This window comes from Bradyrhizobium sp. AUGA SZCCT0177 (genome assembly GCF_018130125.1).
Classification (GTDB): Bacteria; Pseudomonadota; Alphaproteobacteria; order Rhizobiales; family Xanthobacteraceae; genus Bradyrhizobium.
In genome coordinates this window covers 102235-129071 of record NZ_JAFCMA010000027.1, presented here as the reverse complement: position 1 = coordinate 129071, position 26837 = coordinate 102235, and the positions used below count along the sequence as shown (strand labels likewise).

The following is a 26837-nucleotide window of genomic DNA, read 5'->3' as shown; positions in this document are numbered from 1 at the left end:
CATCAACGTCCACCGCATCCCCGCCCCTCGTCATGACGACGGCCGACGCCCCTCTGAGTGGGACGGGATGGCTATTGGTGTGCAGGTGATTTGGGGGCGAAGGGAAGGGAAATATTTTTGATTTTCGGAAATTTAGGACTTGACGCGATTTCCGTAAATCAGAACTGATTTGCCAGTCGGGTTACTTTGTCGCACTTCATGCATTGATGTGCGAGCAGCGAACCACACGAAAGCTCCGCTCCCTCCCCGCTTGCGGGGGAGGGAACGAGACAGCCGCTCACGCGACACAGGCTTCCAGTGCTTCCTCCACCGACCGATCCGTCAGCTCGGCGCGTGCCAGACGCACCGTGATTCCGACCTTGCTCAGCGTATGCGGGATTGGCGGGCTGAACTTGGCGACGCCAACGGTGATGGTGTCGATCAAGGCGAAGCGCCGCATCAGGCCGATCGCAACGGCTTCCCCTAGCGCTTCCAGCGTTTGGTATTTCGTCGCGCCGGCAAGACTCACGGCGGCATCCACCACGGCATCGTAGCGGATCGAGGCATCCAGCCTGTCATCCCGGTGCGTCGGCGCCGCCTTCAACGTCGCATCGATGTCGAAGGTGAATTTCTGGCCGAGCCTGCGTTCTTCCTCGAACAGGCCGTGGTATCCGAAGGTCTGCAATCCGGCGATCTGGATGGTCGTCAACATGGGCCGCTCCCTCATCAGAAGGTGGATCGGATTTTTTCCGATTGCCCAGGCGCGCGGCTGAATATCTCGCGCTTCCCGATGGTGCCCCATCTGCGATCGCCAGTCGCGCGAGAGTGTGAGTATACGGGCACGATTGACGTGACTCAAGGGTGCCCGACTGTCTTGAAAGCTCGCAGGGTGGGCAAAGGCGCGTTTGCGCCGTGCCCACCCACAGTTTGGAATTGTGAAGCAAGATGGTGGGCACGCGGAGCCGTGTCATCGGGCGCGCATTCGCGCGACCCGCTGGCTTTGCCCACCCTACGTGATCTACCAAGGGCTAATCATTGCTCGCCGGCGTCTGGATGAAGCCGCGATTGTGTGTCGGGCTGATCAGGATCTCGTTGACGCAGACGCGCGGCGGCAGGCTGGCGACGAACGCGATGGTGCGGCCGCAATCCTCGGGCTGCAGCATCTTCGCCAGTTGGGTTTCGTTCGGCGGCACCGGGCGCGATTTCAGGATCGGAGTTGCGACCTCGCCGGGCGACAGGCAGCAGGCGCGCAGGCCGTTGACGCATTCGTCCATGTTGAAGGAATGGGTCAGCGCCAGCACCGCATGCTTGGTGGTGGTGTAGGCCGGGCCCGTCATCTTCGAGACGTGCCGGCCGGCCCAGGACGCGACGTTGATGATGCAGCCATCCTTCTGCTTGCGCATCGCCGGCAGCACAGCTTGCATGCAGAACATGACGCCGTTGAGGTTGATATTGACGACCTTGTCCCAGCCCTCCGGTTCCACATCCGCCCAGCTCCGCTTCGGTACGTTGACGCCGGCACTGTTGACCAGGAGGTCGATCCGGCCGTGCTTTGCGAGGATCTGTTCCGCCGCCTTGTTGACGTCGGCCCTGTTGCTGACATCGAGCGCGATCGCCTCGGCCTTGCCGCCCTTTTTGGTGATGTTGGCCACGACCCGGTCCAGTTCGGCCTGGCGTCGTCCCGAAACCACGACGATCCAGCCGTCCGCCGCGAGATGCTCCGCGCCGGATTCACCGATTCCCGTGCCGCCGCCGGTCACCCAGGCCACGCGTTTCCCATTATTTGACATGCAAACTGTCTCCGTTGCTTTGTGAGGGGCGTTTTTGCTAATCCAGCCGGCGAAAACTCCGGCCATTGCCCCTCAGGGAATGTTGCATGAACACCACCGCCAGCGCCAACCTGTTTTGCCGCCTGTTCGACAAGCTCGACGATCCCGCCCGGCTCGCGATCGAGATGCTCGACGGTACGAAAATCAGCTATGCCGATCTGATCGCCCGCGCCGGCCAGATGGCGAATGTGCTGGTTTCCAGGGGCGTCAAACCGGGCGACCGCGTGGCGGCGCAGACCGAAAAATCCGTACCGGCGCTGGTGCTCTATCTCGCCACGGTACGATCAGGCGCGGTGTATCTGCCGCTCAACACCGCCTATACGCTGAACGAGCTTGAGTATTTCATCACCGACGCCGAGCCGTCGCTGGTGGTGTGCGATCCCTCCAAGGCTGAGGGCATCGGCGCGATCGCGGCCAAGGTCAACGCCAAGGTCGAAACGCTTGATGCCAACGGCAGGGGATCGCTGACGGACGCCGCCGCCAAGGCGGACACTTCGTTTGCAACGGTCGCCCGCGCCAGCGACGACCTCGCCGCGATCCTCTACACGTCGGGCACCACGGGCCGTTCCAAGGGCGCGATGCTGACGCACGACAATCTCGCCTCGAACTCGCTCTCGCTGGTGGACTATTGGCGCTTCACCAAGGACGATGTGCTGATCCACGCGCTGCCGATCTATCACACCCACGGTCTGTTCGTGGCCAGCAACGTGACGCTGTTCGCACGCGCCTCGATGATCTTCCTGCCGAAGCTCGACCCCGAACTGATGATCAAGCTGATGGCGCGCGCAACCGTGCTGATGGGCGTGCCAACCTTCTACACGCGGCTGCTGCAGAGCCCGGCGCTGACCAAAGACTCCGCCAAGCACATGCGGCTGTTCATTTCGGGCTCGGCGCCGCTGCTCGCCGACACCCACCGCGAATGGTCGGCGCGAACAGGTTTTGCCATCCTCGAACGCTACGGCATGACCGAAACCAACATGAACACCTCCAACCCCTATGACGGCGACCGCGTGCCCGGCGCCGTCGGCCTTCCCTTGCCCGGCGTTTCCGTCCGCGTCACCGACCCCGAAACCGGCAAGGAGATCGCGCGCGACACCATCGGCATGATCGAGGTCAAGGGCCCGAACGTCTTCAAGGGCTATTGGCGGATGCCGGAGAAAACAAAAGCCGAATTCCGCGACGACGGCTTCTTCATCACCGGCGATCTGGGCAAGATCGACGACAAGGGTTATGTGCACATTCTCGGCCGCGGCAAGGATCTGGTGATCTCCGGCGGCTTCAACGTCTACCCGAAGGAAATCGAGAGCGAGATCGACGCCATGCCGGGTGTGATCGAATCCGCCGTGATCGGCGTGCCGCATGCGGACTTTGGCGAAGGCGTCACCGCGGTTGTGGTGTGCAACAAGGGCGCCGACATCAGCGAAGCCTCGGTGCTGCAAGCGCTCGATGGGCGTCTTGCAAAGTTCAAGATGCCGAAGCGCGTCTTCGTCGTCGACGAATTGCCGCGCAACGCGATGGGCAAGGTGCAGAAGAATATTCTGCGGGATACTTACGCAAAGATTTACGCAAAATAGCGCCATCCCCTGTCCGGGTGAGACGACGCCTGTGCCTGCGCCAACGAAGCGCGAAGCCAAGCTCCACGATGACGAGTTCCACCATGGCGAGTTCCATGGGCGCGGCGCATGTGAACAATTTTTGGGCATTGCCATTTAACCGAAAGATTCCGTTTCGCGGATAGCGTGACGAATGGCTCGTTGTACTCCCGTAATATTACGGTCGCTTTGAAACGGCGAGCCGATCTGATTTTCAGAAGCGATGACGATCAGGCCAAACCGCCTTCCAGGTAATGTTATCGATGTTGTTGCACGTCGTCGCAGATCAACCGGATCGAATCTCGACGCTCCGCATGCTGCTGGGGGCGAAGTTCAGCGTCAGCTCGTCCTTGCTCCGCAAGGAACACAACGTCCCGAAGAATTGCGACGCGGCCATCGTCAGCGTCGATCTTCGAAACGCCGACAACATCGTCGCGCTCAAGGAGCTAGCGGCGAAATTCAAGGGCGCCAAGCGGAAGATTTTCATCCTCGATCAGAAGGCGCGGCTGTTCGCGGCGCAGGCCTATGCCCTTGGCGCCACGCACGTGCTGTTCAATCCGGTCACCGCGCGGTCGCTGCTCGCGGTGCTGATCGACCCCAGTTCGATCGAACTCACTGACGACACCGGCGGTCAAGGCGCGCGCGGTGCGGCGTCGGCGGGCGCCGCCTCGCTGGCGCTGATGTTCGCCGCGGTGCTGCATGGCCAGCCGATCGATGTCGCCGACGCCAAATCGGCGGCCTGCAAGATTTCCAATTGCGTTGCCGAGGAAGGTCTCTCCGAATGGCTGGAAGTCGTCCGCCGCCACCATGAGGGCACCTATCAGCATTGCCTGCTGGTGACGGGAACGACGGTCGCCTTCGGACTGAGCCTGGGATTGGCCGAAGCTGATATCGAGCGGCTGTATTCGGCGGCGATGTTCCACGACATCGGCAAAGCCAAGATTCCCCTCGCGGTGCTCGACAAACCCAGCCGTCTGGAACCGGGCGAGCGCGCTTTGATCGAAACCCATCCGGCGGCCGGGCACACCATCCTGAAGGGGACGCGCGGCATCTCGGCGGAAATCCTGCACGCGGTCCGGCACCACCATGAATATCTCGACGGCAGCGGATATCCCGACGCGCTTTGCGCCGAAAGCATTTCCGACCTGGTCCGGATCCTGACCATCGCCGATATTTTTGCGGCGCTGATCGAATTTCGCCAGTACAGGCCGGCGATGCCGCGTGCGCAAGCCTATGAAATTCTCGGCGGCATGCACGGCAAGCTGGAAGCTCCGCTCGTCAAGGCGTTCAGGGAAGTCGCCCTGAACCGCTGAGGGCGCGCGAACGCACTGCATTGCGTCGATGATGTTTCCTACAACAGGCTGATCACAAACCGGCTGCCGACAATGAAGAGATAGCAGCCGAACGCGATCTCCAGGTTGCGCTTTGACATCGCATGCGCCGCGCGCACGCCAAGCGGCGCGGTGAGCAGGCTGGTCGGCATCACAAGCAGGGCGCCGATCAGCGAGACGAAGCCGACTGCGAACGGCAGCTGCAGCGCGGTGACATCCGGATAGCGCGCCGCCGCGGGCCAGCCGGCATAGATGTAGCCGAGCGCGCCGGGGATCGAGATCAGCACCGCCAGCGCCGAGGAGGTCGCGACCGCCTGATGAATCGGACGGCCATAGAACGTCATCAGAAGATTGGCGAACAGGCCGCCGCCGACCCCCATCAGGGTCGACAGCAGACCGATGAAGAAGCCATAGAGCCGCATCAGCGGGCCCTTTGGGATGTCGTCGCCGAATTTCCAGTTGTCGCGCGCCAGCAGCAGGCGCGCGGCGGCCGACCATGCCACGCCGACGAAGACGATCTTGAACAGCCGCTCGGGCGCGTAACGCGCGGTGATGCTGCCGGCGATGACGCCGATGATGATCGGCAGCCACCACAGTTTGAGCACGCCCAGATCAACCGCGCCGCGGGCGTGATGGGCGCGAAACGAACGGATCGAGGTCGGGATGATGATGGCGAGCGAGGTGCCGATGCAGAGCGGCATCCGCACATCCAGCGGCACGCCCGCAAGCCGGAAGCACTCATAGAACACCGGCACCAGGATCGCGCCGCCGCCGATCCCGAAGATGCCGGCGAAAAACCCCGACACCGCGCCGACCGCAATCAGCATCAGCGCCAGTTCGACAAGCTCGACGAGATTAAGCCCGGCCATCACCATCCCGCCTGCACGTTGAGGAACACCGCAGCGTTACCCGACGAATCGCAACGCGACCATTGCCGCCCTGGCGGCAGCCCCCACGATCAAATGCAAGGCTTGAAGTGCAAGGCTTCAAGCCGAGGACGCGCTGTCGGGGCGTGCGCTGGATTTGCATATCCGGTCGGCTCTGCGGGAATAGCGCGTGGACGCGCTCGGGAACGGCGGCGAAGGGACGCCGCCCGCTCCACGATGTGGGGCCGCCGGCCACGCCACCGCCGACCCTTTATACGCGCAGGCGGCGACAGCTCACCACAACAAGCGAACAATGATTCGTTCTTTCAATGAATCAGTGCAAGCGTGGTATACCAAGCCGCTGATCGCCCTCGTTTCATCCTCGATCTAGTAATGAACGACCGTTCGATTTCGTGGCATTTGATCGTTGCGCTCGCTGGTTCGACTACGTAAATAGAATTGCTTTAACGCGATCCCCGATGGGCCGCACCACGTCCCGCCAACTTCAAAGCCGCCGATGACCGCCAGGATCGAACGACCGCTTTCTCCCCATCTGCAGACCTACCGCTGGACGCTGACGATGGCGCTGTCCATCGTCCACCGCGCCACCGGCGTGGCGCTGTATTTCGGAACCCTGCTGCTGGCCTGGTGGCTGATCGCCGCCGCTTCCGGCCCCGGCGCCTACGCCAATGTGCAGGCTTTTACCGGCAGCTTCATCGGACGCCTGATCGTGTTCGGCTACACCTGGGCGCTGATGCATCATTTGCTTTCCGGGCTCCGGCATCTCGTCTGGGACCTCGGCTACGGCTTCAAGGCCAATGAGCGCGAGGCCCTGACCTGGGGCGCGCTGATCGGCGGCATTTCGCTTACCATCCTGGTCTGGATCGTCGCCTACATGACCATCGGAGGCGGACGATGAACGCGCCCAAGTCGCCTTCCATGCGCACACCTCTCGCGCGCGTCCGCGCCCTCGGCTCCTCGCATTCCGGTACCTCCGATTTCTGGCGTCAGCGCCTCACCGCTGTCGCGATGACCTTGCTGATCGTGCCTGTCATCGTGGTGGTGCTGATGCTGCTCGGCAGCAACCAGGCGGGCGCCAAGCAAATCTTCAGCTCGGTGCCCATCGCGATCATCATGCTGCTCTTCATCCTCGCCAGTGCCTGGCACATGAAGATCGGCATGCAGGTCGTGATCGAAGACTATGTGCACAATGAGAAGATCAAGCTCGCCAGCGTGATGGCCAATAATTTCTTCTGTATCGCGGTGGCGCTCGCCTCCATTTACGCGATCCTCAAAATGTCATCGGGAGTGTAACCCATGGCTTCTAAGAATCCGGCGACTGAAGGTAACGGCAAGGCCACCAACGGCAGTGGCGGTCCAGGAAGTGGTCCTGCCACCAACGGAAAAGCCTATCCGATCGAAGACCATACCTACGACGTCGTCGTGGTCGGCGCCGGCGGCGCGGGCTTGCGCGCCGTGGTCGGCTGCTCGGAAGCCGGCCTGCGCACCGCCTGCATCACAAAAGTGTTCCCGACCCGCTCGCACACGGTCGCCGCACAGGGCGGCATTTCGGCGGCGCTCGGCAACATGCATCAGGACGACTGGCGCTGGCATATGTACGACACCGTCAAGGGGTCGGACTGGCTCGGCGACCAGGACGCCATCGAATACATGGTGCGCAACGCGCCCGAAGCGGTCTACGAGCTCGAACATTGGGGCGTGCCGTTCTCGCGCACCGAAGACGGCAAGATCTACCAGCGCCCGTTCGGCGGCATGACCATGGATTTCGGCAAGGGCCAGGCGCAGCGCACCTGCGCCGCCGCCGACCGTACCGGTCACGCCATGCTGCACACGATGTACGGCCAGTCGCTGCGCCACGCGGCCGAGTTCTTCATCGAGTTCTTCGCCATCGACCTCATCATGGACGACCAGGGCGTTTGCCGCGGCGTGATCGCGCTCAAGCTCGACGACGGCACGCTGCATCGTTTCCGCGCCCAAACCACGATCCTCGCCACCGGCGGCTACGGCCGCGCCTACGCCTCCTGCACCTCGGCGCATACCTGCACCGGTGATGGCGGCGCCATGGCGCTGCGCGCCGGCCTGCCGCTGCAGGACATGGAGTTCGTCCAGTTCCATCCGACCGGCATCTACGGTTCGGGCTGCCTCGTCACCGAGGGCGCGCGCGGCGAAGGCGGCTATCTCGTCAATTCCGAGGGCGAGCGCTTCATGGAACGCTACGCGCCATCCGCCAAGGACCTTGCCTCGCGCGACGTGGTCTCGCGCGCGATGACCATCGAAATGCGCGAAGGCCGCGGCGTCGGCAAGAAAAAGGATCACATCTATCTGCACCTCGATCATCTCGATCCGAAGGTGCTGCATGAACGGCTGCCAGGCATTTCCGAATCGGCAAAAATCTTCGCCAATGTCGACGTCACCCGCGAGCCGATCCCGATCACGCCGACCGTTCACTACAATATGGGCGGCATCCCCACCAATTATCACGGCGAAGTGCTGACCAAGCGGGACGGCGACGACAACGCCACCGTACCCGGCCTGATGGCGCTCGGTGAAGCCGCCTGCGTCTCCGTGCACGGCGCCAACCGGCTCGGCTCCAACTCGCTGATCGACCTTGTCGTGTTCGGCCGCTCCGCGGCGCTGCGTTGCGCCGAAAAACTCACGGCCAACGGCAAGCAGCCGGAACTGCCGGCGGGCTCCGCCGACCTGGCGCTCGGCCGGCTCGATCACTACCGCTACGCCTCCGGCGGCACGCCGACCGCAAAACTGCGCGACAGCATGCAGCACGTGATGCAGAGCAATTGCGCTGTGTTCCGCACCGGCGAAGTCCTGAGCGAAGGCCAGAACCTGATCCACAAGGTGCATGGCGGCATCGGCGACGTCGCGACGGCGGACCGCTCGCTGGTGTGGAATTCCGACCTGATCGAAACCCTCGAATTCGACAATCTGATCGTGCAGGCGGTGGTGACGATGGACTCGGCGGCCAACCGCACCGAGAGCCGCGGCGCCCACGCCCGCGAGGATTTCGCCGAACGCGACGACAAGAACTGGATGAAGCACACGCTGGCGTGGATCGACGAGCGTGGCAAAACCACGATCGATTACCGCCCGGTGCACGACTACACGATGACCAACGACGTGCAGTACATCCCGCCAAAGGCGCGGGTGTATTGATCGGACAAAAGCAGCCGTCATTCCGGGATGGTCCGAAGGACCAGACCCGGAATCTCGAGATTCCGGGATCGATGCTGACGCATCGCCCCGGAATGACGAAAGGTTAGAGGAATGGTTGAATTCGCGCTTCCGAAGAACTCAAAGATCACCGGCGGCAAGACCTGGCCGAAACCGGCGGGCGCGACCGAGACGCGCGAGTTTCGGGTGTATCGCTGGAATCCGGACGACGGCAAAAATCCGAGCGTCGACACCTATCACATCGATACCAGCGAATGCGGGCCGATGGTGCTGGACGGCCTGATCTGGATCAAGAACCACATCGATCCGACGCTGACTTTCCGTCGCTCCTGCCGCGAAGGCGTCTGCGGTTCCTGCGCCATGAACATCGACGGCCAGAACACGCTGGCCTGCACCAAGTCGATGCACGACGTCAAAGACGGCGCGGTCAAGGTCAACCCGCTGCCGCACCAGCCCGTCGTCAAGGACCTGGTGCCTGACCTGACCAATTTCTATGCGCAATATGCCTCGATCGAGCCGTGGCTGAAGACGACCACGCCGACGCCGCAGAAGGAATGGAAGCAGAGCCACGAGGACCGCGAAAAGCTCGACGGCCTCTACGAATGCATCCTGTGCGCCTGCTGCTCGACCTCATGCCCGAGCTACTGGTGGAACAGCGACCGCTTCCTGGGCCCCGCCGCGCTGCTGCAGGCGACGCGCTGGGTTACCGATTCCCGCGATGAAGCCACCGGCGAGCGGCTCGACAATCTCGAAGACCCGTTCCGGCTCTATCGCTGCCATACCATCATGAACTGCGCCAAGGCGTGCCCGAAGGGTCTTAACCCGTCGGAAGCCATCGCCGAGCTCAAGCTGAAACTGGTCGAGCGGCAAATTTAGCTAATTTGTGCCGAGTATCCCGGTAGACGGCCGGGCCGGCGCCCGACAAAGTTTTCCGTTTCCGGGCCGCTTTGTTCCGTTACAGGTTTGACGTAAGATTCGCTCCGGAGCAGGAGCGCCCGTGCAGACCGCACAACGCAATTCGCTGAGATTGCTGCAATGGATGATGGCGGCCTCGCTGGCCCTCCCGCTGGCGCTGTTCATCTTTGCATCCGCGGTTTCTTGGATCTCGATCAACGAGACCGCCGACCGGGAAATCGAACGCTCGCTCGATGTCGTGCACGAGCACGCGCTGAAAGTGTTCGAGACCATCGACCGCAGCCTGTCCGAAATCGCCGAGGTGATCCGCGGCATTCCGGACGCCGGCATTACTTCCCGCGAGGAAGCGCTGCATCAACGGCTGAAGCAGCTTGTCGGGTCGCTGCCGCAGGTGAAATCGACCTGGGTCTTCGACGCCAGGGGCCACGCGCTCGTCAACAGCCTCGTCATGCCCCCGCCCGAGATCGACTTCTCGGACCGGGATTATTTCAAGGTCCATGTCGCCGGCGACATCGGAACCTATATTGGCCAAGCGCTGATACCGCGCCCGCCCTATCAGGGCGCGCCGTTTTTCGGCTTCAGCCGGCGGCGGCAAAACGCGGACGGCAGCTTTGCCGGCGTGATCCAGGCGTCGGTACTGCCTGAATATTTCGAGAATTTCTACGCCCGGATCGGCCGCGAGCCCGGCAGCTTCTTTGCGCTCGCTTTGACCGACGGCGCGGTGCTGGCGCGCTTTCCGACCATCGATCAGGAAGCTCGGCTCGACCTCTCAGGACCGGTCGGACAACAGATCGCCGCGAACCCCAAGGCCGGCCTCATCACTGTTACGTCGCCGACCGACGGCATCGAGCGCCGCCTCGGCTACCAGCGGCTCGCCGAATATCCGATCCATATCAGCGCCGGCCTTGAAACGTCGGCAATCCGGGCGCGATGGTTCTCCACGATCAGCCAGCACCTCATCTTCGGCGCGCCGGCCACCGCCCTGTTGTTTTTCTTGCTCGCACTCGCCCTGCGTCGAACGCGGCATCTTTATGCCGAGGCTGCCAAGCGGCAGGAGGCCGAAGAAGCGCTGAAGCATGGCCAGCGGCTCGAGGCGCTGGGGCAACTCACCGGCGGTGTCGCGCATGACTTCAACAATCTGCTCACCGTGATCCGCGCCTCCGTCGATCTGTTGCGGCGGCCGGACCTGCCGGAGCCGCGCCGGCTGCGCTACATCGACGCGATCTCGGACACGGTCACACGCGCGGCACGACTGACGAGCCAGCTGCTGGCGTTCGCACGCCGTCAGACACTCAAGCCGGAACTGTTCGACGTCGGCCAAAACGTGCAGATGCTGAGCGAGATGATCAAGACGCTGATCGGGTCGCGGATCGAGATCGAGATCCATGGGCCGACCGAACCGTGCGTCGTCAATGCCGATGCCGGGCAGTTCGAAACCGCGATGATCAACATGGCGGTCAACGCCCGCGACGCCATGGACGGCCGCGGCAGGCTGACCATCACGGTGCACGCGGCAACCGAATTGCCCGGCGCCGCCGCAGGTTCGCCAAATCCCCGCAACCAGGATTCCATCGGCCAGAACCGCGCCGGCCAAAAACCCACCGGCTATGTCGCCGTCTCCGTCGAGGATACCGGCGTCGGCATTCCCCAGGAGCAGTACGGTCGCATCTTCGAACCCTTCTTCACCACCAAGGAGGTCGGCCAGGGCACCGGGCTCGGTCTGTCCCAGGTGTTCGGTTTCGCCAGGCAATCCGGCGGCGAAGTGGTGGTGGCCAGCGAAGTGGGAAAAGGCAGCGTTTTCACGCTGTACCTGCCGCGTGCCACCGGTGACGGCAAGCCGCAGCAGATAATGGTGGAAGATGCTCCGCCGCTCGACGGAAGAGGCATGTCGGTGCTCGTGGTCGAAGACAATATCGAGGTCGGGAAATTCGCCACCGACGCGCTGGCCGAACTCGGCTACGGCACAACCCTGGTCGACAACGCCACGCACGCGCTGGAAGAACTGGCTGAAGGCGCCGACCGCTACGACGTGGTGTTCACCGACGTCGTGATGCCGGGCATGACCGGCATCGAGCTGGCGCAGGAAATCCGCCGCTACCATGCCGATCTGCCGGTCGTGCTGACCAGCGGCTACAGCCACGGCCTGTCCGAAAGCGGCAGCGACGGTCTGGAGCTGCTGCAAAAGCCCTACTCGATCGAGCAGCTTTCGCGCGTGCTGCACGCGGTCGCCCGCTGGCGCATGATGAAACGCGCCTCCGCGACGCGGGCGTCCTGAGGTCAGCAGGTCAGCGGTGTCATTCACACGTCGTCATGGCCGGGCCAAGCCGAAGGACGACGTCGCTTGCGCTCGCCTATGACGTGGGAAGCACCCATCAGGGAACCTTCTGATTTTCTTCGCGTTATCGGGCCATGGCCAAGATTGATAGTAAGTCCGATGCGAAGTCCGCCGTGAAGTCCGAGCCGTCCTCGAAGAAATCCGACTCGAAGAAATCCGATTCCTCGAAGAAATCGCCTGCCACCAAAGAATCTGCTTCCGAAGAGTCATCGGAAGAAAAGTCCGAGGTTGTCGATGTCGTTGCGGAAGACGGCGACCACGTTGAACCGCCGCCGCCGCAGGTGGTCGAGCCCGACCCGGAATTGTCGCCGGAGGAGGCCGAGCAGGCGCGTAAAGACTATCTGCTGACGCGGTTCTGGATCAGCGCGCGCGGCTATTGGGGCAGAGGCGGCGACCGGCTGGCATGGGTGTTTTCGATCGGGCTGTTGATCCTGATCGTCGTCAATGTCGGATTCCAGTACGGCATCAATGTCTGGAACCGGGCGATCTTCGACGCCATCGAGAAGCGCGAATCCGCCACCGTCTTCTATCTCACTGGGGTGTTCTTCCCGCTTGCGATCGGCAGCGTGCTGCTCGGCGTCGCGCAGGTGTTCACGCGGATGGGCATCCAGCGGCGCTGGCGGGCCTGGCTGACCAGCTCTGTCATGACGCGCTGGCTGGCCAATGGCCGCTACTACCAGCTCAACCTCGTCGGCGGCGATCACAAGAATCCGGAACACCGCATCGCCGAGGATCTGCGGATCGCTACCGACTCGCCGGTGGATTTCGTCGCCGGCGTCACCTCGGCGTTTTTGTCCGCCGCGACCTTCATCGTCGTGCTCTGGACCATCGGCGGCGCGCTGACGGTGACGATCGGCGGATCTGTTGTGACGATCCCCGGCTTTCTCGTCATTGCTGCGGTCGTCTACGCCGCGATCGCCTCCGGCTCGATCATGGCCATCGGCCGCCGCTTCGTGCAGGTGTCCGAGGACAAGAACCAGGCCGAGGCCGAATTCCGCTACACGCTGACCCGGGTGCGCGAGAACGGCGAGAGCATCGCGCTGCTCGGCGGCGAGGAGGAAGAACGCGACGGCATCGACAAGAACTTCTCCAATGTGCTGCGGCAATGGTCGCAGCTCGCCCGCCAGCATATGCGCACCACGCTGGTGTCTCAGGGATCCGGCCTGATTGCGCCCGTGGTGCCGCTGCTGCTATGCGCGCCGAAATTCCTCGACGGCAGCATGACGCTCGGACAGGTGATGCAGGCGGCCTCCGCCTTCACCATCGTGCAGACCGCGTTCGGCTGGCTGGTCGACAATTATCCGCGCCTTGCCGACTGGAACGCCTGCGCGCGCCGGATCGCCTCGCTGATGATGTCGCTCGACGGGCTGGAGCGGGCCGAACGCGGCGACGGCTTCGGCCGCATCAAGCGCGGCGAGACCGAGGGCGAGGCCATGCTCAGCCTCAACGATTTTTCGGTAACGCTCGACGACGGCACCGCCGTGGTCGGCGAGACCGAAGTCGTGATCGAACCCGGCGAACGGCTGTTGGTGGCCGGCGAATCCGGCACCGGCAAAAGCACCTTGGTGCGCGCGATTGCGGGGCTGTGGCCATGGGGTGGCGGCAGCGTCAATTTCCATCCTGACCGCCGGCTCTTCATGCTGCCGCAGAAGCCGTACATCCCCACCGGCACGCTGCGCCGTGCGATCGCCTATCCCGGCGCCGCCGAGGACTGGAGATCCGAACAATTCTGCGAAGTCCTGCACAAGGTCGGCCTCGATCATCTCAAGGAGAAGATCGAGGAAGAGGCGCCGTGGGACCAGACCTTGTCGGGCGGGGAAAAGCAACGGCTGGCGTTCGCGCGGCTGTTGCTGCACAACCCCGACATCGTGGTGCTGGACGAGGCGACCTCCGCGCTCGACGAGAAGAGCCAGGACAAGATGATGGAGATGGTCACGCGCGAGCTTCCCAAGGCCACCATCGTCAGCGTGGCCCATCGCGTCGAGCTGGAAGCATTCCATAGCCGCAAGATCGTGCTGGAACGGCGCAAGGGCGGCGCCAAACTCGTCAGCGACGTCGACCTGATCCCGCGCAAGGGCAAACGCCGCCTGCTCGGCCGCTTCCTGCGCCAGCGCAAGCCGCCGAAAAAGGCGGCGTGATTTTTCTTCCCTTCTCCCCTTGTGGGAGAGGGGAAGATAAGCCGCGTTGGCCTTGCCAGCAAAACCGGCTATGCATGCGCCGCTTTCCACCGAGGATATCAGTTTGAAGCCCGACAACGACCCCACGCCCGCGCCGTTCGGCGCGTTCGCACCGAATGCTGCGCAGGCCGCGATCATTGCGCTGGCGCACCGCTCGCGGCTGAAGCGCGGCGCGTTCCGGCCGATGCTGTCGCGGCTGGTCAATGTGCTGCGCGCGGGGCCGGTGGACGTGCGCTACCAGGGCGCATCGTTTCGTTTCTATCACCAGGCCAGCGCCACCGAGCGCGGCGCGCTGTTCAATCCGGACTACAACATCGAGGAGCTGGATTTCTTGCGCGCGCATACGCCCTCCGGCGGCGTGTTCGTCGATGTCGGCGCCAATGTCGGCACCTATGCGCTTGCGCTGGCGCGCCATGTCGGCGCAAGCGGCAGGGTGATCGCGATCGAGCCGCATCCGGTCACGCATGCCCGGCTCGCCTTCAACAACGCCGCCTCCGGCTTTGCCCACACCAGACTGGTCGCCGCCGCCGCCGGTCCCGCCGATGGCGAGTTGATGATCGAGACCGATGGCGACAATCTCGGCGCCAGTCATATCGTGTCTGGTCAAGCCTCGAGCAAGGCGATCAAGGTACCGTCGCTGCGGCTGCAGCGCATCCTCAATGAAGCCGGCGTCTCGCATGTCGATGCGCTGAAGATCGACGTCGAAGGCTTTGAAGACCGCGTGTTGACCGGCTTCTTCAAGGAGACACCGCAATCGCTATGGCCACGCGCGGTGGTGATCGAACATCTTTCATCGAATGAATGGCAGAATGACTGCATCGCCGACATGCGCGCCCGCGGCTATGCCGAAACCGGCAAGACCCGCAGCAATACGCTGCTGGTGCGCGACTGAACCGACCATCTTCTAACCACGGGAGAGTTCGATGATCGACCATATCGGTTTTCCGGTTTCGGATTATGAACGCGCCAAGGCGTTCTATGTGAAGGCGCTGGCGCCGCTCGACTATGTGCTGGTCATGGAAGTGACGCAGGAACAGACCGGCCATGATCCCGCCGCCGGCTTTGGCGCCAACGGCAAGCCGGATTTCTGGATCGGCGGCGAAGGCGGATTGAACAAACCGCTGCATGTCGCGATCCTCGCCAAGGACCGCGCCACCGTCGATGCCTTCTACAACGCCGCCATGGCTGCCGGCGGGCGCGACAACGGCCCGCCTGGAATTCGCGCGCATTATCACCCGAACTATTACGGCGCCTTCGTGCTCGACCCTGATGGGCACAACATCGAGGCGGTCTGCCACACGCCGGGATAATCGGGGTTTCCGTGCAGGTTTCTTTGGGGAACCTCCGGGCATTAGTTCCGTTGCCGTAGATGCCAATCGAACCTCCCGAAATCCCGCCGCCTACACCGGGAAAACCAACCGAGCCGCCGCGCGAAGATCCTCCGGGCAATCCCCGTCCGGAGGTTCCGCCACCGATGCGCGAGCCCGGCGCGCCCCCGCCGCCGCAGGAATTGCCGGGCAAGACGCCGGATGAACTGCCGGTGCGCGGACCGAACGGTCCCGCTACGCCCAATCCGGCCACAGATCGGCCACAGGGAGCAATTTGACTTTGATTTGAAAGCGTCGCCTGAATACGCAATGAACAATTGCACATGTAACCTATTGCGTCCGCGAAATAAAAAGCATCCGCGCTCTCCAGCCCGCCACAATCCGGTCTAACGATTAGCCGTTGATCGACCCGCCCACGCAATCGGCAACAACGATTCCTTCGCTGCCAGAACCTTTCCAGGGACCCAGAACATCATGACAAACCTTCGCATCGTGCTGCTTGCCACGACCGCTCTGACGGTGACGCAGATCGCGACATCCGCCTCGCACGCGCAAAATGCGCCACTGGTCGTCGCACAGGCCAGGGAGGAGCTCGGTCCCGACGGAAAGCCCAAGGCGCCGCCAAAGGGTGCGCCGCCGCCGGCCGCGAAGCCACCGACACCGCCCGCGCCGCCACCGGCCGCGGCTCCGCCTCCGCGCCCGGTACCTCCGCCGGCTCCGCCGCCTGCAGCGGCCCCTCCGCCGCGTCCCGCACCGCCGCCGGCACCACCCGCTGCCGCGCCGCCGCCGCGGCCGACACCTCCTCCCGCGCCGCCACCGGCGGCTGCGCCAAAGCCACCAGCTCCGCCCGCCGCTGCGCCGCCTCCGCGTCCAACGCCGCCGCCGGCTGCGGCTCCGCCCGCACGTCCGACACCAACGCCGCCGCCTGCCGCAGCTCCGCCCGCGCGTACGCCGCCTCCGCCAGCGGCAACCACCACGCCTGCGCCGACCGCATCGCCGCCCGCTGCAGGCAGCACAACGACGACACCTCCGGGTGCGCCACCGCGCCCGGGCACGGGCGCGCCTCCGGCTGGCACCAAGCGTGTGCCGGGAGCGCCGGGCGCAGCCCCCACGGCAACGCCAACCGCTACACCATCGCCGACCACGCCTCCGGCCGCTGCAACGCCTTCGACGCCTCCTGCCGGCGCAGCTCCGACGGCGCCCTCGCGTCCAGGCGCAACAACGCCGCCCGCTGCGGGCGGCGCGACGACGACACCTCCGGGTGGTCAGCCGCCACGCCCCGGTCAGCCACCCGGCGCACCGCCGGCTGCCGGAACGACACCGCCTGCTGGCGCACCGCCGGCCGCCGGAACGACGCCGCCTGCGGGCGCACCCCCGTCAGCCGGAGCGCCGACGCCCGGCCAGCAGGGACGCCCGGTCATTCCGCCCGCACCTCCCGCCGGCGCCCCGGCCCCAAGTACCGTCCCTGGATCGGCAGCCGCAACAGCACCGCCCGGCAGATCGCAAAACGCTCCGCCGACGGTTGCACCGGCCTTCCGGGCCGCACCCACGGTCACAACGCAACTGCCGTCAGCGCCACCGCCGCGGCGGGAAAACATGACGCCACTCGCGATCGGCGCAGGCGTTGTGGCCGGCGCCGTGGTCGGCGCGACCATCGCCAACATGCACAGCCAGCGGCGCGAAACCATCGAAGGCGGTCGCACCATCTACACCGAGCCGGACCGGATCATCATCCGCGACCCGAGCGGCCAGCAATACGTCCGCGGCAACGATCTCTATCGCTTCCGTTATGGTGCGCGTGACATCCAGACCGAGACCGTCGGCGGCGAAACCCGCACCGTCGTGATCCGGCCGGACGGCAGCCGGATCATCACCGTGGTCGGCAACGACGGGCGGCTGCTGCGCCGGATCCGCCGCGACGAACGGGGCCGCGAGGTCATCATCATCGACAACAGCTACCGCGATCCGCGCGCGGTCGGCGGCTTCTATGTCGATCTGCCGCCGCCAGTGGTCAACATGCCCTACGACCGCTACATCGTCAGCGCGGACGAAGCGACCCCGGAAGTGATCTACGACACCATGGTGGCGCCGCCGGTACAACGGATCGACCGGCGCTACTCGCTCGACGAAATCCGCTACAGCCCCAATGTCCGGATGCAGATGCCGAGCATCGACGTCAACTCGATCAACTTCGCAACCGGTTCGTGGGAGATCCCGCCGGACCAGGCGGCGAGGCTGCAGGCGATCGCCGACGGCCTCAACCGCGCGATCCAGGCCAACCCGCGCGAGGTGTTCCTGATCGAAGGGCACACCGACAGGGTGGGCTCCGACATCGACAATCTCTCGCTGTCGGACCGCCGCGCCGAATCCGCCGCAACGCTGCTGACGCAGCAGTTCGGCGTGCCAGCGGAGAACCTGACCTCGCAGGGTTATGGCGAGCAGTATCCGAAGGAGCAGACGGACGGACCGAGCGAGATCAACCGGCGCGTCACGGTCCGCCGCATCACCCCGCTGCTCAATGGCGGCCAGGCCTCGCTGCCGCCGCCCCCGCCCGGCACCGCGCCGCCGCGGCGTTGAGGTCGGTCGGCACAATATGAAAATGGCCGGGAGCAATCCCGGCCATTTTTTGTGTCAGGCGCTGAGCGCCCGCGGCGGCAGACAGGCGTCGCAGATCGCCGCCACGTGACGATGGTCGGTGCCGCAACAACCGCCCAGAATGCGCATCGCCGGAAACGAGCGCCTGAGATTCAGATAGCGCCGGCCGAGATCCTGCGGATCGCCCGCATCGAGCGTTGCAGACTCATCCAGTTCGGCATGGCTCTTGGTCGATGCATTGGCCCTGACGCCATGGATGCGCTCGACCCAGGCCTCGTCGGCCTTCAGCGCATGCTCGAAATGCGTCGGATGCGCGCAATTGACCAGGAAGTATTCGACCGAATCCTGCGCCGCGCGATCCACCGCCTCGATCGCTTCGCGCAACGTCCCGCCATTGACCAGACGGCCGTCGGTTTCCACCGTGAACGAGATCACCGCCGGAATCTGCTGCGCCCTGGCCGCACGCGCGATGCCGATCGCTTCATTGATGTTCGTGAGCGTATAAGCCGTCACCATGTCGGCGCCGCCTTCGACGAAGGCCGCAATCTGCGCGCCATGATAGGCCTCGGCTTCGGCCGCATCCATGTTGCCGGCCTTGTAACCGTCGCCGCGCGGGCCGATGGCGCCGCTGACGACGCAGGGCGTCATCGGCTTTTCCCATTCGGCGCGCAGCTCCTCGAGCAACCCGATCCCGCGAATGTTGATCGCCCTGAGCGCGGCGGCATCGTAACCAAGCATGGCGCCCCAATCGGGATTGGCCCGCCATGTCGGGCTGTCCAGCACAAAGCCAACGCCATGGTCGCGCGCGACCGCCATATAGGCCTGGTAGTATCGCTTCAGCGTGCCCCGGCCTACCTCGCTGTCGAGCAGCACGAAGGCGGCGAAATGGGGCAGATCAATCCCTTCATGGAAGATCAGCGTCGTTTCCATGCCGCCATCGGTGAGAAAAATGCCGCCGCGGCGTTGCGGCAGGTCGTATCGATATTTTGTCATTGCAATATCTCCGTGATCGGCAAAAGGCGCTGTTGGTAGGTCCAGCGCGGCGCGCCCTGGTCTGGTGGAACTGGTGCCGCATAGTGTCGCGGTTTCCTAGGCGGCTCGTGGTGCGGCTGAATTTCGGGCCGTAAAATGCTAGGAAATCAGACGGTTGCGCGGCGCGTGCAAAATCGCGGCGCCAGTGCACGGAGTCAAAACCGTACCGCAAGTACAGTTTCTGGAGACACGCGATGGGAAAAGGCGAAGCGACGCGCGAGCGAATTCTCGAGATCGCGGAAGCGGCCGTGCTCGCGAAGGGATTTGGCGCCACATCGATCGACGAAGTGATCGCGGAGGCCGGCCTCACCAAGAGTGGCTTCTTTTATCACTTCAAGGACAAGAATGCGCTCGCGCGCGAAATGCTGCGCCGCTACGTCAAGACCAACGACCAGCTGTTCGACGACATCTTCGCACGCGGCCGGCAGCTCTCGGACGATCCGCTGCAGGCGTTCCTGATTTCGCTAAAACTGCTCGCCGAAGTGATGGCCGATCTGCCGAACGGGCATCCCGGCTGCCTGATTGCCAGCGTCTGCTATCAGGAGCGGCTGTTCGACCGCGAGGTGCGCGAGCTCACCGCACAGTCGGTGCGCGACTGGAATGCGCGCTTCCGCCACATCCTCGACGGCATCGCCGCCGTCCATCCACTGCGGGAGCCGATCGATCTCGACGATCTCGCCGACATGATGTCGTGCATTGTCGATGGTGCGATCATCATGTCGAAAACGCTGAACGATCCGAGCCGGCTGGAACGGCAGATCCTGATCTTTCGAAGCTGCGTGAAGCTGATCTTCTCAGCTCCATCGCTGTCCTGACGCAGGCTTCGACAGTTCATTTCGCAGCGGCAAGCCCCAGCGCGTCGACCATCACGCGGAAGACTTCCGTATTGTCCATCGAACCCTTGACCCGTTCGCTGCCGGGCCCGGTCGCGGTCAGGATGACGTCTTCGCCGGAATGCACGCTGGCGTTCATCATCGCCGGCAGATTGCCGGGCCGCAGTACGGCGCCGGGAACGCCCTTGTACTTTTCGTTGGCCTTGAAGGTTCCGTCATCGTCTCCCTTCATGGTCGGGTCGTTCGGGCCGTCGAGTTTGGGGCGGAAGGTCTCGTAATGGTCGGGCAGGCTGGCCGAGAAGATGGCGAGCCGCCGGCTGACGTCGACACGCGAGGGATAGCCGTCGGCATCGGGCGCCGGGTAATTCGGGAAGCCGGCCTTGTCGTAGACGCCGACGCGCTCGCGCATCGGCGCTTCCGATGTCGTGCTCATGTCGTGATTGATGGTGCCAACCAGTGCGTTGGGGTGGTTATGGTCCGGCGTCACCAGGATCAGGGTGTCGTCGCCGCGCTTGCTCGCCCAGTCGCGGGCGAGGCGCACCGCATTGTCGAGCATGATGGTGTCGTAGACGGCGCGGTCGAAGTCGAGGGCATGCGCGTATTTGTCGATCAATCCGGATTCCACCATCAAGAAGAAGCCGGCCTCGTTTTTCGACAGCACGTTCAGCGCGGCCTGGAGCTGCTCGGTCAGGTCGGGCTGCTCGGGAAATTTCTTGACGCCGCCACCCTTGAGGAATTTGCGATCCAGCGCCCCGTCCATATTTCCCGTGGCGAACAGCCCGAGCAATTGGCGCGTCTCGGGTTTGGCCGCCAACGCATTGAGTTCGCCTGCGGTCGTCGCCAGGGCATAACCGGCCTCGCGGAATCGGGCGATATAATCGATCTCGTCCTTGCGCTTGGATCCGGCCGCCGACTTCGGCAGGAAGTTCGCGCTGCCGCCGCCCAGCAACACGTCGGGCCTCGCCACGAAGAGCTGCTCGACAATCTCGTCATAGGCAGCCCGGCGGCGCGTATGCGCCACCATCGCCGCCGGCGTGGCGTCCTCGACTTCGGTGGTGGTCACGATACCGATGCTCATCTTGAGCCGGCGCTGGGCAAGGCTCGTGATGGTTTCGACCTTGGGATCGTCGAACGCGTCTCTGGTGCGGTCGGCATAGACGCCCATCGCGTTGACCGCGCTCTTGTGGCCGGTGGAATAGGCGCTGGCCGAGTTTGCCGAATCGGTGATGATCGAATCCGAGCCGGCGGTCGCCACCAGCGCCGTATGCGGCATGTCGTCCATCGCAAGCTTGCCGAGGCTCTTGCCCTCCGCAATGCCCTTGGAAAGCAGCCGCGCGCCGACGCGATGGGCGGGCGACATTCCGTCGCCGATGAACAGGATCACGTTCTTCGCCTTGCGCGGCCCGGTGTCGTAGATCATCCACGTCACCTTGCGGCTCTTCGTGCCGTCACTGACCTCGACGACGAACGGGCCGGGCTTTGCCAGCTCGACATCGCGAAGCATCAGCGCGGATTGGTCCTTGCCGTCCTCACGCTCGATAAACGTTGCGGACCGACCGAACACGGCGGCATGGTCCTCGCCGTTGACCGTTACCTTCAATTTCGACTGGTCGACCCGGTCAGGGAATTCGACCTTGAAGTCGAACCGCGCGCCGGAGAGAATTTCGGCACGGTCAATCGGATAAACTGTTTGGGCAACAACCGGCGATGCCGAGAACAGGACGGCGAGGGTGATGACGGTGACTGGCTTGATCAATCTCGGGCTCCGCGCGTGCTTGCCGGCGGGACAGCGACAGCCATTGCTCAGCAAGAAGTGAAGGTGACCAGTTCTATCCACCCCGGATGACAGCTATGTAACGGCGGGCCGCAGCGGTGCAGAGGGCGCCAAACAAAGTCCGGCCTGGCGGATTCAGCTCTTGTCGTTCCCGAGCTTGAAGATCTCGGAACCGTCCCCGCTCGATAGCAGGCCCGTGTCCGAATAAAGCTTCAGCTTGGCGCGGGTATCCGTGATGTCGAGGTTGCGCATGGTCAGCTGGCCGATACGGTCCGCCGGCGTGAACGCGGCATCTTCCACCTTCTCCATGCTCAGCCGCTCCGGCTGATAGGTCAGGTTCGGGCTTTCGGTGTTGAGCAGCGAGTAGTCGTTGCCACGGCGCAGCTCAAGCGTGACCTCGCCGGTAACGGCGCGCGCCACCCAGCGCTGGGCGGTCTCACGCAGCATCAGGGCCTGCGAATCGAACCATCGGCCCTGGTACAGCAACCGGCCGAGGCGCATGCCGCTGATCCGGTATTGCTCGATGGTGTCTTCGTTGTGAATGCCGGTGACCAGGCGCTCATAGGCGATGTGCAGCAGCGCCATGCCGGGCGCCTCATAGATGCCGCGGCTCTTGGCCTCGATGATCCGGTTCTCGATCTGGTCGCTCATGCCAAGACCGTGCCGGCCGCCGATGGCGTTGGCTTCGAGGAACAGCGCCAGCGGATCGGCGAAGGTCTGGCCGTTCAGCGCGACGGGCTGGCCCTCCGCAAAACGCACGACAACCTTTTCGGCCTTGACGGCACAGTCGTCGCGCCAGAACGGCACGCCCATGATCGGGTTGACGATCTTGATGCCGCTGTCGAGGCTTTCGAGATCCTTGGCCTCATGGGTCGCGCCCAGGATATTGCTATCGGTCGAGTAAGCCTTTTCGGCGCTCATCTTGTAGGCAAAGCCGTTGGCGGTCATGAACGCTGACATTTCCGCACGGCCGCCGAGCTCGTCGATGAACTGCTGGTCGAGCCAGGGCTTGTAGATCCGCAAGCTCGGATTGGTCAAAAGGCCGTAGCGATAGAACCGCTCGATGTCATTGCCTTTGTAGGTGGAGCCATCGCCCCAGATGTTGACGCCGTCCTCCTTCATGGCCGCGACCAGCATCGTGCCGGTCACCGCGCGACCAAGCGGCGTGGTGTTGAAATAGGTGTTGCCGCCGGTCGAGACGTGGAAGGCGCCGGACTGGATGGCGGCGATGCCTTCGTGCACCAGTTGCGTGCGGCAATCCACCAGGCGGGCTTTTTCGGCGCCGAACTCGAGCGCCTTGCGCGGAATCTCCTCGTAGTCGGCCTCGTCAGGCTGGGCGAGGTTGGCGGTATAGGCAAAGACGCGTGCGCCCTTTTGCTTCATCCACACCAGCGCCGCTGACGTGTCGAGGCCGCCCGAAAAAGCGATGCCGACTTTTTCCCCTTTGGGCAGGCTCTTCAGGATCGTGCTCATCGTGCTTCCAATCGGTCGAAATGGTGGATGTCGTGTGCGGCTTTGGGTGCGCGAATATCAAACTTTGCGCTTGTCGGCACGCCTTTAATAGCACGAGGCAGCAGCTGGCCGGGATGGCTCAGCCCGGCTGGCGCGAGCCCTTGGTCAGACGGTTCCAGGGCCGGGCCAGGCGGGCCAATGCGGTCTCGACCGCCACATCCGAGACCCGGGTCGACGGCCAGCGGTATAGCCAGCCATGGGCCAGCCAGATCACCAGAAAGCTGACGAGGCCCGCGGCCGCCACATCGGTGAAAAAATGCCCGCCAAACGCCATCCGCAGCACGCTGGTCGTGATCCCGAACAGGGTCGCCGCCGCATAGGCCAACGGCCGCCACGCCGGCGGCGTCAGCGCCGCGGGCGCGTAGGCCCAGAATGCGGTGGCTCCCTCGCCGGAGAAGAACGAGCAGTTGCGTCCGCAGGTGCCGCGCGGATCCCAATACGGCACGAACTCCTGCGGCCCATTGAACTGCGTCACCACCACCGGCCGCGGCCGGCCCCAATAGGTCTTGAAGGTGAGGTTGGTGAGAACGACCGCAGATAGCAAAATCGTGCTCAGCAGGAATACGGCGGTACGCGCGCGAATGAACATCGGCAAATCCGGCCGCACCATCTTCACCACGATGGCCGCGAGCGACGGCAATGCGAGCGCCCACGCGATCCACATCGCAGCGTCGCGGGCGATGGCGGCGAGCCAGCTCTGCTTCAACGGAAACGAATGGGTCGCGGGATCGTAGAACAACGCCGCCAATTTCAGATCGAGTTCAGGGAAAATCCCGAACAGCAGTCCGATAATGAGCGCCAGCCCCAGCGCGATGAAAAGTCCGGTCCGGTTCATGGCGCGGTGTTTAACCGAGGGGATGGGTCTTGAAAAGGCTCACGGATGCGGCCGTGAGTGCGCCGGCAGCGGCGGTGGCGGCCGCAAAGGTCTTGGCGGTTCGCGCCATGCGCCGGCGGAGCGGCCCGCGATCACCCAGTAGACCAGGCCCGCGACGATGCCCGCTCCGGTCATGATTTCGAGATGGCGGCGGACGATGCCGTCAAAGCGCATCGTTTCGGGATCGAACGGGACCAGACCGAGATAGCAGGCGCAGCCTACGAGCGCGCCGCCGATCGCATAGGTCAGCACGCCCCGGACATAAAACGCCTCCGTGATCAGAACCACGATCAGCGCCGGCAACAGCGCAAAGCCCGAGATGAAAATGAAGCCGAACCCGAGCACGACATTGATCGCGCCCTGATCGATCGGCCCTGCGCCGAGATCGCTGAATTCGGGATACAGCACCGCGCCGACCACGATCATCCCCGCCGCCAGACAGGCGAACAGGAATCCGAACAGGATGACGAAGAAGCGGCCGATCAGCGCCATAGCATCAATCCGTCATTGCGTCGCTGCTCGGTCACGAACCTCTCCACCGTCATGCCCGGGCATAGCCGTCTGAAGGACGGCGTCGCTTCCGCTCGCCTATGCCCGGGCATCCACGTCTTGCTTCGCTGAGACCACGTTAAGACGTGGATGGCCGGGTCAAGCCCGGCCATGACGAATTTGATATCGGTCAACTCAATCCGTCATCGCCATCGCGCGCAGCGCCTGCCGCTCGCGCGCGGACAATTTTTCGGTTTCCGATTTCAACTGGCCGCAGGCGGCGAGGATGTCGCGGCCGCGCGGCGTGCGCACCGGCGAGGAATAGCCCGCGTTGAAAATATACTCGGAGAATTTTTCGATCTGGTCCCAGTCCGAGCATTCGTATTTGGTGCCCGGCCACGGGTTGAACGGAATGAGATTGATCTTGGCCGGGATGCCCTTGAGCATTTTCACCAGCAGCTTGGCGTCGTCCATGGAATCGTTGACGCCCTTAAGCATCACATATTCGAAGGTGATGCGGCGCGCGTTGGACGAGCCCGGATAATCGCGGCAGGCCTGCAGCAATTCGGCGATCGGGTATTTGCGGTTGAGCGGAACCAGCTCGTTGCGCAATTCGTCGCGCACCGCATGCAGCGAGATCGCCAGCATGACACCCATCTCGTCGCCGGCGCGGACGATGTTGGGCACCACGCCCGAGGTCGACAGCGTGATGCGGCGGCGCGAGATGCCGATGCCTTCATTGTCTGACACGATCAGCAGCGCATCGCGCACGGCGTCGAAATTGTACAAGGGCTCGCCCATGCCCATCATCACCACATTGGTGACGAGGCGGCTGCCGGTCGGGGTCTCGCGATCGGCCCAGTCGTTGAGGCGGTCGCGGGCCACCATGATCTGGCCGACGATCTCGCCCGCGGTGAGATTGCGCACCAGCCGCTGCGTGCCGGTGTGGCAGAACGAACAGGTCAGCGTGCAGCCGACCTGCGAGGAAACGCACAACGTGCCGCGATCGGTCTCGGGGATATAGACGCACTCGACTTCATGTGCCTTCTCGAGGGCATTGCCGCTCGGCAGCCGCAGCAGCCATTTGCGGGTGCCGTCGTTGGAGACCTGCTCGGCGACCACTTCGGGACGATCGACGGTAAAATGCTGCACCAGCTGCGCGCGCATTTCCTTGGAGATGCTGGTCATCGCGTCGAAGTCTTTGGCGCCGCGGACATACATCCAGTGCCAGAGCTGCTGGGTGCGCATCTTGCGCTGCGCGGGCAGAACGCCGATCTCGCCGAGCCGGTCGGCGATTTCCGCGCGCGAGAGGCCGATCAGCGATGGTTTGGCTGGCGGCACATAGGTTTCGAGCGGAATCTTCTCCAAAGGAGCATTGGCCCCGGAAGTAGCCGCGGTCGCGCTGGTCATGGTGTCGGTCATGAGCCATCAAATAGGCCTTCCAGCGTCCGCTGGAAAGCCACGAAATGCGTTAGTTTCGGGCTAAAAGCTAGGTTAACGCCGGCAATCCTGCGCCAATTTGTCGAGCGCCTGCGACAGCCCCTTCAGCGAGAAGGTGTCGGTGGTCTCGGTGCCCTTGGCCGAGACACCCTTGACGGTGACGTCGGCGGCCTTGCGCATGGCATCGACCATCCGCTCTTCCTCGGCGGCGTTCTTGATCCAGAGGCCGTCGCCCTGCGTGTACATCGCATACGACGCGCCGCCGACCTCGAGCGAGGATTCCGAGCCCGGCTTCAGCGCGTAGCCGATCATGACCGAGACTTCGTTGATGACTTTTTCCGCCGGGCGCGTCGAGACGAAGGCATAGGCCGGATCGCGCGGACGGTTAGGCGGATTGGTCTTCGACGAGGATGGCTTGGCCAGCGCAAAGCACACCTTCTTGCCGTTCGGCGTCGCGGTGTAGGCGCCCCAGGTTCCGAACTGGCCGATCAGGGTCGGCTCCGCGCCACCGGCCGCGGCGGCTGCCGCCGACTCAGGCTTGGCGGCAGACTTAGCAGCGGCCGCGGGCTTTTCCGATGCCGCGGGCTTGGCAGCGTCTTTGGCGCCCTTCGGCGCAGCACTCTGCGCTTGCGCAAGGCTGGAAGCCCCGCACAGCAACGCACTCAGAACAAGGGATGTCAGTATCTGCCGCACGGACAACTGGTTCCCTCATCATTGTGACTGGAAGAT

The 26837-nt window shown here is 63.9% G+C and carries 23 protein-coding genes and 1 riboswitch; of the genes, 13 read left to right on the top strand and 10 right to left on the bottom strand.

The annotated features are described in order from the left end of the window. Positions 1 to 277: 277 nt before the first annotated feature. Together folB and JQ597_RS27835 are read right to left on the bottom strand one after the other, a co-directional pair. The gene (folB, locus tag JQ597_RS27840) at positions 278 to 691 is read right to left on the bottom strand and encodes a dihydroneopterin aldolase (protein WP_212268685.1); all 414 of its coding nucleotides are present in this window, start codon (positions 689 to 691) and stop codon (positions 278 to 280) included. A gap of 36 nt (positions 692 to 727) precedes the next feature. Beyond that, a riboswitch (ZMP/ZTP riboswitch) is annotated at positions 728 to 808 on the bottom strand. Positions 809 to 1007: 199 nt separating this feature from the next. Beyond that, positions 1008 to 1769 carry an SDR family oxidoreductase gene (locus JQ597_RS27835; protein ID WP_212268684.1) on the bottom strand — a complete coding sequence of 254 codons (762 nt, stop codon included), beginning with the start codon at positions 1767 to 1769 and terminating at the stop codon, positions 1008 to 1010. An 86-nt stretch (positions 1770 to 1855) separates the two neighbouring features. Between JQ597_RS27835 and JQ597_RS27830 the strand changes: the two genes are divergently transcribed. Then, entirely contained in the window at positions 1856 to 3382 is a 1527-nt protein-coding gene (locus JQ597_RS27830) for a malonate--CoA ligase (RefSeq protein WP_212268683.1), read from the top strand. Positions 3383 to 3663: 281 nt separating this feature from the next. Continuing rightward, on the top strand, positions 3664 to 4713 hold the full coding sequence (locus JQ597_RS27825; protein ID WP_212268682.1) for an HD-GYP domain-containing protein: 1050 nt from the start codon (positions 3664 to 3666) through the stop codon (positions 4711 to 4713). Positions 4714 to 4751: 38 nt separating this feature from the next. On the opposite strand, the gene JQ597_RS27820 is transcribed toward JQ597_RS27825, so the two are convergent. After that, positions 4752 to 5606 (bottom strand): sulfite exporter TauE/SafE family protein, encoded by an 855-nt coding sequence (locus tag JQ597_RS27820; protein WP_249148242.1) that lies wholly within the window; start codon positions 5604 to 5606, stop codon positions 4752 to 4754. A gap of 508 nt (positions 5607 to 6114) precedes the next feature. Between JQ597_RS27820 and sdhC the strand changes: the two genes are divergently transcribed. The 10 genes from sdhC (at position 6115) to JQ597_RS27775 (ending at position 18136) form a co-directional block, all read left to right on the top strand. Continuing rightward, positions 6115 to 6516 carry a succinate dehydrogenase, cytochrome b556 subunit gene (gene sdhC, locus JQ597_RS27815; RefSeq protein WP_192739356.1) on the top strand — a complete coding sequence of 134 codons (402 nt, stop codon included), beginning with the start codon at positions 6115 to 6117 and terminating at the stop codon, positions 6514 to 6516. Between the two features lie 20 nt (positions 6517 to 6536). Then, positions 6537 to 6911 carry a succinate dehydrogenase, hydrophobic membrane anchor protein gene (gene sdhD, locus JQ597_RS27810; protein ID WP_211994682.1) on the top strand — a complete coding sequence of 125 codons (375 nt, stop codon included), beginning with the start codon at positions 6537 to 6539 and terminating at the stop codon, positions 6909 to 6911. A gap of 3 nt (positions 6912 to 6914) precedes the next feature. Then, complete coding sequence (gene sdhA / locus JQ597_RS27805) at positions 6915 to 8786, top strand: succinate dehydrogenase flavoprotein subunit (protein ID WP_249135641.1); 1872 nt, start codon at positions 6915 to 6917, stop codon at positions 8784 to 8786. Between the two features lie 111 nt (positions 8787 to 8897). Further along, positions 8898 to 9680, top strand: coding sequence for a succinate dehydrogenase iron-sulfur subunit (locus JQ597_RS27800; RefSeq protein WP_192739357.1), 783 nt, complete (start codon positions 8898 to 8900; stop codon positions 9678 to 9680). Positions 9681 to 9801: 121 nt separating this feature from the next. After that, on the top strand, positions 9802 to 11994 hold the full coding sequence (locus tag JQ597_RS27795) for a hybrid sensor histidine kinase/response regulator family protein (protein WP_212268680.1): 2193 nt from the start codon (positions 9802 to 9804) through the stop codon (positions 11992 to 11994). 134 nt (positions 11995 to 12128) lie between these two features. After that, positions 12129 to 14192 (top strand): ABC transporter ATP-binding protein/permease, encoded by a 2064-nt coding sequence (locus JQ597_RS27790; protein WP_212268679.1) that lies wholly within the window; start codon positions 12129 to 12131, stop codon positions 14190 to 14192. 103 nt (positions 14193 to 14295) lie between these two features. Beyond that, entirely contained in the window at positions 14296 to 15123 is an 828-nt protein-coding gene (locus tag JQ597_RS27785; RefSeq protein ID WP_212268678.1) for an FkbM family methyltransferase, read from the top strand. 31 nt (positions 15124 to 15154) lie between these two features. Further along, the gene (locus JQ597_RS27780; protein ID WP_212268677.1) at positions 15155 to 15541 is read left to right on the top strand and encodes a VOC family protein; all 387 of its coding nucleotides are present in this window, start codon (positions 15155 to 15157) and stop codon (positions 15539 to 15541) included. 59 nt (positions 15542 to 15600) lie between these two features. Continuing rightward, the gene (locus tag JQ597_RS37820) at positions 15601 to 15837 is read left to right on the top strand and encodes a hypothetical protein (protein WP_249133334.1); all 237 of its coding nucleotides are present in this window, start codon (positions 15601 to 15603) and stop codon (positions 15835 to 15837) included. A 196-nt stretch (positions 15838 to 16033) separates the two neighbouring features. Next, positions 16034 to 18136: an OmpA family protein gene (locus JQ597_RS27775; RefSeq protein ID WP_212268676.1), complete on the top strand. Its 2103-nt coding sequence runs from the start codon at positions 16034 to 16036 to the stop codon at positions 18134 to 18136. Positions 18137 to 18190: 54 nt separating this feature from the next. On the opposite strand, the gene JQ597_RS27770 is transcribed toward JQ597_RS27775, so the two are convergent. After that, on the bottom strand, positions 18191 to 19147 hold the full coding sequence (locus tag JQ597_RS27770) for a homocysteine S-methyltransferase family protein (protein WP_212268675.1): 957 nt from the start codon (positions 19145 to 19147) through the stop codon (positions 18191 to 18193). A gap of 233 nt (positions 19148 to 19380) precedes the next feature. Between JQ597_RS27770 and JQ597_RS27765 the strand changes: the two genes are divergently transcribed. After that, positions 19381 to 20001 (top strand): TetR/AcrR family transcriptional regulator, encoded by a 621-nt coding sequence (locus JQ597_RS27765; protein ID WP_212268674.1) that lies wholly within the window; start codon positions 19381 to 19383, stop codon positions 19999 to 20001. A 16-nt stretch (positions 20002 to 20017) separates the two neighbouring features. Here the strand turns inward: JQ597_RS27765 and JQ597_RS27760 are convergent, their stop codons facing one another. The 6 genes from JQ597_RS27760 to JQ597_RS27735 form a co-directional block, all read right to left on the bottom strand. Continuing rightward, positions 20018 to 21775: an alkaline phosphatase gene (locus JQ597_RS27760; protein ID WP_212268673.1), complete on the bottom strand. Its 1758-nt coding sequence runs from the start codon at positions 21773 to 21775 to the stop codon at positions 20018 to 20020. Between the two features lie 153 nt (positions 21776 to 21928). Beyond that, positions 21929 to 23266, bottom strand: a complete 1338-nt coding sequence (argG, locus tag JQ597_RS27755) for an argininosuccinate synthase (protein WP_212268672.1) — start codon at positions 23264 to 23266, stop codon at positions 21929 to 21931. 118 nt (positions 23267 to 23384) lie between these two features. Next, a complete protein-coding gene (locus JQ597_RS27750) occupies positions 23385 to 24140 on the bottom strand; it encodes a phosphatase PAP2 family protein (protein ID WP_212268671.1) in 756 nt (251 codons plus the stop codon). Between the two features lie 39 nt (positions 24141 to 24179). Continuing rightward, complete coding sequence (locus tag JQ597_RS27745) at positions 24180 to 24671, bottom strand: hypothetical protein (RefSeq protein ID WP_212268670.1); 492 nt, start codon at positions 24669 to 24671, stop codon at positions 24180 to 24182. 192 nt (positions 24672 to 24863) lie between these two features. Then, positions 24864 to 26078 carry a dual-specificity RNA methyltransferase RlmN gene (rlmN, locus tag JQ597_RS27740; RefSeq protein WP_212268688.1) on the bottom strand — a complete coding sequence of 405 codons (1215 nt, stop codon included), beginning with the start codon at positions 26076 to 26078 and terminating at the stop codon, positions 24864 to 24866. An 84-nt stretch (positions 26079 to 26162) separates the two neighbouring features. Then, complete coding sequence (locus JQ597_RS27735) at positions 26163 to 26801, bottom strand: invasion associated locus B family protein (protein WP_312011010.1); 639 nt, start codon at positions 26799 to 26801, stop codon at positions 26163 to 26165. Positions 26802 to 26837 lie beyond the last annotated feature (36 nt).

Excerpts from the sequence above, each read along its gene's own strand:
- JQ597_RS27765 (WP_212268674.1), top strand. The coding sequence starts at position 19,381 with ATGGGAAAAGGCGAAGCGACGCGCGAGCGAATTCTCGAGATCGCGGAA.
- JQ597_RS27745 (WP_212268670.1), bottom strand. The coding sequence starts at position 24,671 with ATGGCGCTGATCGGCCGCTTCTTCGTCATCCTGTTCGGATTCCTGTTC.
- JQ597_RS27835 (WP_212268684.1), bottom strand. The coding sequence starts at position 1,769 with ATGTCAAATAATGGGAAACGCGTGGCCTGGGTGACCGGCGGCGGCACG.
- argG (WP_212268672.1), bottom strand. The coding sequence starts at position 23,266 with ATGAGCACGATCCTGAAGAGCCTGCCCAAAGGGGAAAAAGTCGGCATC.
- JQ597_RS27750 (WP_212268671.1), bottom strand. The coding sequence starts at position 24,140 with ATGAACCGGACCGGACTTTTCATCGCGCTGGGGCTGGCGCTCATTATC.
- JQ597_RS27780 (WP_212268677.1), top strand. The coding sequence starts at position 15,155 with ATGATCGACCATATCGGTTTTCCGGTTTCGGATTATGAACGCGCCAAG.
- JQ597_RS27790 (WP_212268679.1), top strand. The coding sequence starts at position 12,129 with ATGGCCAAGATTGATAGTAAGTCCGATGCGAAGTCCGCCGTGAAGTCC.
- sdhC (WP_192739356.1), top strand. The coding sequence starts at position 6,115 with ATGACCGCCAGGATCGAACGACCGCTTTCTCCCCATCTGCAGACCTAC.
- JQ597_RS27820 (WP_249148242.1), bottom strand. The coding sequence starts at position 5,606 with ATGGTGATGGCCGGGCTTAATCTCGTCGAGCTTGTCGAACTGGCGCTG.
- folB (WP_212268685.1), bottom strand. The coding sequence starts at position 691 with ATGTTGACGACCATCCAGATCGCCGGATTGCAGACCTTCGGATACCAC.
- JQ597_RS27830 (WP_212268683.1), top strand. The coding sequence starts at position 1,856 with ATGAACACCACCGCCAGCGCCAACCTGTTTTGCCGCCTGTTCGACAAG.
- JQ597_RS27775 (WP_212268676.1), top strand. The coding sequence starts at position 16,034 with ATGACAAACCTTCGCATCGTGCTGCTTGCCACGACCGCTCTGACGGTG.
- sdhD (WP_211994682.1), top strand. The coding sequence starts at position 6,537 with ATGCGCACACCTCTCGCGCGCGTCCGCGCCCTCGGCTCCTCGCATTCC.
- JQ597_RS27825 (WP_212268682.1), top strand. The coding sequence starts at position 3,664 with ATGTTGTTGCACGTCGTCGCAGATCAACCGGATCGAATCTCGACGCTC.
- sdhA (WP_249135641.1), top strand. The coding sequence starts at position 6,915 with ATGGCTTCTAAGAATCCGGCGACTGAAGGTAACGGCAAGGCCACCAAC.
- JQ597_RS37820 (WP_249133334.1), top strand. The coding sequence starts at position 15,601 with ATGCCAATCGAACCTCCCGAAATCCCGCCGCCTACACCGGGAAAACCA.
- rlmN (WP_212268688.1), bottom strand. The coding sequence starts at position 26,078 with ATGACCAGCGCGACCGCGGCTACTTCCGGGGCCAATGCTCCTTTGGAG.
- JQ597_RS27800 (WP_192739357.1), top strand. The coding sequence starts at position 8,898 with ATGGTTGAATTCGCGCTTCCGAAGAACTCAAAGATCACCGGCGGCAAG.
- JQ597_RS27770 (WP_212268675.1), bottom strand. The coding sequence starts at position 19,147 with ATGACAAAATATCGATACGACCTGCCGCAACGCCGCGGCGGCATTTTT.